This window comes from Pseudomonas jilinensis, assembly GCF_003586265.1.
Lineage (GTDB): Bacteria > Pseudomonadota > Gammaproteobacteria > Pseudomonadales > Pseudomonadaceae > Halopseudomonas > Halopseudomonas phragmitis.
On record NZ_QJSA01000006.1, the window covers coordinates 230,779 to 237,653 of the forward strand.

General features: G+C 62.7%; 6 protein-coding genes and 2 pseudogenes. 3 read left to right on the top strand and 5 right to left on the bottom strand.

The window, feature by feature from the left end; all coding sequences use genetic code 11:
* Positions 1-23 precede the first annotated feature (23 nt).
* The 5 genes and pseudogenes from cls to C2846_RS18650 form a co-directional block, all read right to left on the bottom strand.
* The gene (cls, locus tag C2846_RS08720; RefSeq protein WP_014596899.1) at positions 24-1,454 is read right to left on the bottom strand and encodes a cardiolipin synthase; all 1,431 of its coding nucleotides are present in this window, start codon (positions 1,452-1,454) and stop codon (positions 24-26) included.
* A 17-nt stretch (positions 1,455-1,471) separates the two neighbouring features.
* Entirely contained in the window at positions 1,472-4,321 is a 2,850-nt protein-coding gene (clpK, locus tag C2846_RS08725; RefSeq protein ID WP_014596900.1) for a heat shock survival AAA family ATPase ClpK, read from the bottom strand.
* Between the two features lie 96 nt (positions 4,322-4,417).
* The gene (gene hsp20 / locus C2846_RS08730) at positions 4,418-4,987 is read right to left on the bottom strand and encodes a small heat shock protein sHSP20 (RefSeq protein ID WP_014596901.1); all 570 of its coding nucleotides are present in this window, start codon (positions 4,985-4,987) and stop codon (positions 4,418-4,420) included.
* 34 nt (positions 4,988-5,021) lie between these two features.
* Positions 5,022-5,302 (bottom strand): annotated as a pseudogene (locus C2846_RS08735) (helix-turn-helix domain-containing protein).
* A gap of 223 nt (positions 5,303-5,525) precedes the next feature.
* Positions 5,526-5,732 carry a hypothetical protein gene (locus C2846_RS18650; RefSeq protein ID WP_014596902.1) on the bottom strand — a complete coding sequence of 69 codons (207 nt, stop codon included), beginning with the start codon at positions 5,730-5,732 and terminating at the stop codon, positions 5,526-5,528.
* Between the two features lie 71 nt (positions 5,733-5,803).
* Between C2846_RS18650 and C2846_RS18655 the strand changes: the two genes are divergently transcribed.
* The 3 genes and pseudogenes from C2846_RS18655 to C2846_RS08755 form a co-directional block, all read left to right on the top strand.
* Positions 5,804-6,067 (top strand): transposase, encoded by a 264-nt coding sequence (locus tag C2846_RS18655; RefSeq protein WP_001446199.1) that lies wholly within the window; start codon positions 5,804-5,806, stop codon positions 6,065-6,067.
* A pseudogene (locus C2846_RS08745) lies at positions 6,024-6,188 on the top strand (transposase domain-containing protein); the annotation flags it as partial. The gene C2846_RS18655 and the pseudogene C2846_RS08745, both read left to right, overlap by 44 nt.
* A 157-nt stretch (positions 6,189-6,345) precedes the next feature.
* The coding region (locus C2846_RS08755) for an SNIPE associated domain-containing protein (protein ID WP_476748394.1) at positions 6,346-6,875 on the top strand (530 nt) is incomplete at its 3' end.

A 6,875-nucleotide genomic window follows, 5' to 3' on the forward strand; every position in this document is an offset into this window, starting at 1 on the left:
CGTTGCTCCTCGACAAACTGTCGTTAGAGAATGGGTGTGAACAGGCGTGCCAAGCCATCGCGCAATCGCACCGCCAGCGGGCGCTCCCGCAGCATCCTGGGCAACACCGGTACCGATGCATTGCGGACCCCGTCGAACAGCGCCTCCAGCTGCGTGCACAGTGCAGTGTCATAGACTTCAACGTTGAACTCGAAGTTGAGCCGTAGGCTGCGCGCGTCCCAGTTGGCTGACCCCAGGCAGCACCAGAGACCATCGACCAGCATCAATTTGGTGTGATCGAAAGGCCCGGGTCGCTCAAAAATGCGGGCACCATGTTCCATCACCTGCCAGTAATGGGCGCGCGCGGCCCACTGCACGCCCGGGTGATCACCATTGGCAGGCGTCAGCACCTCGATGCGTACCCCCCGCAAAGCGGCTGTGTTCAAGGCGGCGATGATTGGCTGATCGGGCACGAAGTAAGGCGTCCAGATGCGCACCGAATGTCGCGCCGCGCTCAGCGCGCCCGTGAAGATCCACCGCATGCGGTCCAGGGTTTCATCGGGACCGGCCTCGATGCCTCGCGCCAGACTGCCTCCAGCCTCCCCGACTGACATGGGCTCATTGGCCCAGAAACGCTCATCGAGCTGCTCGCCCGTGGTGTCGCACCAATCCTTGGTGAAACAGTGCATGAGCTGCACCACTACCGGCCCTCGCAGCCGAAAATGCAGATCACGAAAAGCCTGCGCGGGTGCATCGGGCTGCCAATAGGGACAGGCGATGTTCATGCCGCCGGTGAAGCCCAACGCGCCGTCGATCACCAGCAGCTTGCGGTGGTTGCGCAGGTGCACTGCATGCAGACGGGCAGGGATCAGCGTCGGGTTGAAAGCGGCAACCGTCACGCCGCAACGCTGCAATCGCTTGTAGGCGCTGTGACGCGCCCATCGGGCGTAGACATCGTCGATCAACACCCGTACCTGTACGCCACGCGCACGCGCCCGGTTCAGGGCATCGACGAACTGCTCGCCGATACCCACGCCGTCAAAGATGTAGGAGGCCAGCACGATGCTGTGTCGGGCCGACTCGATGGCGGCGAGCATGGTCGGGTAGGCCTGTTCGCCACCCACCAACGGATCGATACGGTTGCCACGCGTCAGCGGCTGGCCAGTGGTGCGGCCGACCAATGCAGCCAGACCGGCAAGCGCCGCCGGCTGCGCGTCGTCTCCCTGCGCCGGGCCGGTCGCCCGGGTTGGATGGCTGGCGCTCGGGTAAAGCCGTCGTGCCCGTCGCTGGTAGCGGTTGATGCCGAACAGCAGGTACAACAGCGATCCGAGCAGCGGCAGCATCCCGATCAGCAGCACCCAGAGCGTGGCCGACCGCGGATCACGCTTGTAGACGACCGCGTGACCCGCGGCCACGACCGCCACCGCGATCGAGGCCAGGGAGGCTGCCCATGCCAGGCCGATGGGATCGGACACGGCAGCCTCTCCCAACATTAAGACGCGTCGCTCGCCGACTTCTTCTTGCGCGAGCCCTTACCCGCGTCGCCATGCGGCGCCTCGGCCGCCTTCGCGGCATCCGGCTGCTCTGGCTCGGCCGGCTTCGCGGGTGGCTCCTGGCGCTCGAAGACCACCCGTTCGGCCTTGTCATCCCAGCGGGCGCTGGCGTGATCGCCCTTGCCGATACCGCCACCCAGCATCTCGCGCGCCAGTGCCGTCTCCAGCTCGCTGCGGATCAGCCGCTTGAGCTCACGCGCGCCGAACTCGGGCTTGTAGCCTTCCTCCGCGAAGTGATCGATCAAGGTCTGATCGAAGGTCAGCGTCACGCCCTGGCTGGCGGCGTTGCGGGCCACACGATCGAGCTGCAGGCCGACGATATGGCGGATCTCCTCCTTGCCCAGCGCATGGAATACGATGATCTCGTCGATGCGGTTGATGAACTCGGGGCGGAAGTGTCCGCGCAGCACGTCCATCACCTCGGACTTGGTCTTCTCGTATTCCTCGCCGGCGGCGCTACGGGCCTTCAGCCGACGCTGGATGATGTCCGAGCCCAAGTTCGAGGTGGCGATGATGATGGTATTGGTGAAATCCACCACCCGGCCCTTGCCGTCGGTGAGCCGCCCGTCGTCGAACACCTGCAGCAGGATGTTGTAGACGTCGGGGTGAGCCTTCTCGATCTCGTCCAGCAGCAACACGCTGTAGGGCTTGCGACGCACCTTCTCGGTGAGCTGGCCGCCCTCGTCATAGCCCACATAACCCGGAGGCGCGCCCACCAGGCGTGCCACGGTATGGCGTTCCCCGTACTCGGACATGTCGATGCGCAGCAGCGCACCTTCATCGCCATAGATGGACTCGGCCAGCGCCTTAGCGAGCTCGGTCTTGCCCACGCCGGTCGGCCCGAGGAACAGAAAAGTCGCCACCGGCTTGCTGCCCTCGCGCAGGCCCGCGCGCGACAACCGCACGGCATCGGCCACCGCGCGCACCGCTTCGTCCTGGCCCACCAGGCGCTCGTGCAGCCGCTGCTCCAGATGCAGCAGCTTCTCGCGTTCTTCCACCGTCAGCTCGTTGACCGGAATGCCGGTCAGGCGCGAGACGATCTGCGCGACATGCTCGGCCTTGACTTCGGCGCTGCCCGAGGCGCGCTCGCGTTCCCATTCCTCGACGAGCTTCTTGAGTTCAGTCTCCTTGGTCTCGATGCGCTTGCCCAGCTCGGCGGCCTTGTCGTACTGCTTGCGCGAGGCCATATAGTCCTGCTCACGCCGCAGCTGGTGCAGTTCGGACTCCAGCTCTTGCACCGCCACCGGGCGGGCTGTGGCCGACAGTTTCACGCGTGCGGCCGCCTGGTCGAGCAGGTCGATGGCCTTGTCAGGCAAAAAGCGTGCGGTGATGTAGCGGTCCGACAACTCGGCGGCGGCGATGATCGCATCCTCGGTGATGCTGACCTTGTGATGCGCCTCGAAGGTGTCGCGCAGGCCGCGCAGGATCATCATGGTCTGCGCTACCGTCGGCTCGGGCACCATCACCGGCTGGAAGCGACGCTCCAGCGCGGCGTCCTTCTCGATGTACTTCTGATACTCGTTGAGCGTGGTGGCGCCGATCAGGTTCAGTTCGCCGCGCGCCATCATCGGCTTGAACACGTTGGCCACGTCCAGCCCGCCTTCGCCGCCACCCTGGCCGGCACCGACGATGGTGTGCACTTCATCGATGAAGAGAATCATCTCGCCCTGGTGCTCGGTCACTTCCTTGAGCACCTTCTGCACGCGCTCCTCGAACTCGCCCCGGTACTTGGCGCCAGCCACCATTGCGTTGATGTTGAGTTCCACCAGGCGCTTGTCGCGCAACGTCTCGGGCACTTCGCCCGCCACCATGCGCTGCGCCAGCCCCTCGACGATGGCGGTCTTGCCCACGCCCGGCTCGCCGATCAGCACCGGGTTGTTCTTCTTGCGCCGGGCCAGCACCTCGATGGTGGTCTCGATCTCCTGCGCGCGGCCGATCACCGGGTCGAGCTTGCCGTCGCGCGCCATCTTGGTCAGGTCACGCGAGTACTTGTCGAGTTCCGGCGTGTTGGTCGGCGTCTCGGCGCGACCATCCTCGGCGCCCTTGCCGACCACCTTGCTGACCTGTTGGCGCAGCGCCTGCGGCGTCAGGCCGTAGCGGCGCAGCAGGTTGGCGGCCAGACCTTCGCCTTCCTCGGCCAGACCGACCAGGAAGTGCTCCGGACCGACATAGGAATGGCCGAGTTCATTGGAGGCCACGAAGGCGCGGCTGAGCGCATCCTTCACGCGGGGCGACACGCCGATCTCGCCCTCGAATGGCTTGTCTCCGCGCTTGGCCTCGGACTCGATCTGCCGCTTGAGGTCATCGACCTTGATCTTGAACTGACCCAGGATGGTCTTGACCACGTCGCTGTCGGCCAGCGCCAGCAGCAGATGTTCGGTATCCACCTCGGAGCGGCCAAATTCGGCAGCGTGTTTGGCGGCCTCCTGCAGCAGGGCTTCCGACTGTTCGCTGATGCGGCTGGCCAAACCACTGCCGCGACGGCGCGGCGCACCCGAACCTGCGGCGGCGGGCTCGCCGAACGAGGCATCGACCACGTCATCGGTATCGGCGGCAACGGGCGTCGCGTCGTCGCCGATGCGGAAGAAATCACTGCCGAGGAAGTCCTCGAACAGGCCGCTGCGCGAGCCGAACAAGGCTTCCAGCGGCGAGACGGTGCGCTTTTGCTGGCGCACCAGTTGGCGGTAATGGTCGTCACACAACAGCATGGTGCTGTGACGACCGTTGAGATTGGCTTCCACCCGCACGGTGGCGGGTTGGCCACAGACCTGGCATTGTTTTCTGGCCATGCTGATGCTCCTGAGAAAGTTGAGGCGACGAGGCATCGCGAGCCGCGACACCTCGTCTCGTACCGGGTTTTTCTTGTGACGAACGAGCCGGCGACGTCAGCTGTTGATCTGGATCGAACGTCCCTGCTTCGGCGCGCTGACCTCGCGCTTGTCGATCGTGACCGTGAGCACCCCGTTCTTGAACGATGCCTTGATCGAATCCTGGTTGGCGTCGTCAGGCAGGTTCAAGGCACGCTGAAAGCTGCCGTAGGAGCGCTCCACACGGTGGAAGCCACCTTCCTTCTTCTCCTGTTCCTGGCGCTTTTCGCCACGCACCACCAGCACGTCGTTGTCGAGGGTGATCTGGATGTCCTTCTCCTCGACACCGGGCACTTCCAGGGCAATCTTGTACTGCTTGTCGGTTTCCTGGATATCCAGGGCCGGCTTCAGCATGCCCGACCAATCGGATGGCAGCCGCGGCATGGCCAGCGCCGGAAAACCGAAGCCCCGGAACGCGTCATCGAACAGCCGGTCGATCTCGCGATGCAGTTGCAGGATCGGGCTGACTGGCCCGCTCGCCGCTGGCAGGTCATTGCGCTGCACCGGCAGGGAAGAGGCGGTCTGCTGCTCTTGCTGCTCGTTCTTGAACCAGTTCCAGGGAGCCAACTTCTTGAAATCAATGTCCATGTCATACCTCCAGAAAAATTGAAAAACGAGTTACTCAAGCCCTTTGCCTGCTGCGACGGGCAGTGCGCCCAGGCGACACGGGCTGCTCGGATGACTGCTGCTGTTCACGCTTGCGCATCACCTCCTTCTTTGCTCCGGCTCGGGTCTGATCATTGATCCACTGATCGATTTCACTTTGACGAAACCGCCACGTCCCGCCCACCTTGAAAGCCGGAATTTCCCCGTGCGCGCGAGCCGATAAAGCGTCCGCTTGCCGACTTTCAAGTACGCAGCCAATTCATCGAGCGTGAAAATCACCTGTAGGTGCGCTTTCATCTCACCCTCTCCAATCGCGTCGCTTTGCGGTTCCGGCCAAGGAAATCCTTACAAGACTTTGCAAGATATTGCGCCTACCAGGACAAACATCAAGAGTCAATGTACAGCGATCTCCCGCCCCATTGATGCAGGTCAACTGCTCAGGCAAGGCGCAGCGGGGCGGCCTGATCAGGCCATGGACAGCGCCTGGCTCGTCAGCCTGCGTGTGCCACAGGCGCCTCGATCAAACACCGATCCTCACGTTGTAGCCGAGTGCCCGCAGCCCCTTGCTCGTCTGCATGTTCCTTGGCGGAAACTCGTCTGGGCGCGCCCAGCCGACGATTTCCCCGAGGCTGCTCAGACCAACGTGCGGAATTGCCCAGTCGTCGCTGCGGATCGCGTTCCAGAGTCGGGCCGAAACACTTCCGTTGCCCCAGACAACGTAGTTCAACAGTATCCGTCCGGCCAACACACCTTCCCGACACCGCCGCCGAAGGCCATGGCCCATCAAGCGGATTTTCCATGCCCCCTCAGCGCCGTACCTACAGCAAATCTTTCAAGGCCCAGGTCATTCAGGAGTGTTCTGAACCCGGTGCCTCCATCGCAAACATCGCCTTGGGCTACAGCCTCAATGCCAACCTCGTCCACAAATGGATTCGGCTGCATACCCAGAAAACCACGGCTATCCAGCCAGCGTTCATCCCGTTGCCTTCTCAAATGCTCGGCGCGGGATCGCATGCTCAAGTGCGCTGCTGCGATCATGAGTTTGATCCAGTCGGCCCGTAATAATGGGCACGATCCGTATGCCTATCTCAAGGATGTGCTGACACGGTTGCCGACGCAGCGGGCGCCTCAGACTAACAATGCCACCCCTGCGTCGCTGCGCTCCGACTGCCTGTCCGAATGATCGTGGAACAGGTGTCCGGATCAGCGTGGGCTGAGTGTCCGAATGGCGTGGAATCCGCACTTCTTCAGCGGCCAATACAGTTCGGCTGGGCTATAAAGACTCCCAGGTTGGCGTCCAGAGCCAAGCAACAATTTGATCTACACGAGGAAGGAACCACATGGCCCTTAGTGACTATTGGAAGGGACCTGAGCACCGGAGGCGGGCCGATGATCTTGACCTGCAACTGACTGACCTTCAGGCGCGCTATCAGCAACTTCAGGCACTCACCAGGCAGATCGGCGCCATGGAAGTCGTAGAGGTCAAAAATCTGATCGCTCAGGAGAAAAGAAAGCTGGCGGCCGTGCACCAGGAGGTTCAGCGAGCTGAGCAAGATGCAGCTGCGCTCGCGCAACGCTCCTCTGACTTGCAGAGGGAGATCCTCGTCTGGGAAGAGACACTGCTTCTTGAAAGCTTTGCGCTCTACGAGCCCAAGTTCAAGTTGAACTCCAGCCATGAGTACAAAGCCCGACTGGTCGGGGTTCGCGAGCAGCAGAAAGCCTTAATCAAAAGTGGAACGGCAGCGAGTGGAAACACTAACTGGGAGGTGAATGGGAGCAAGGTAGAAGGTCGGAAGCTGGTCAACGACATGATCAAGTTGGTGCTCCGATCATTCAACAATGAAGCTGGGCGGCGGCAAAAACTGAGTGC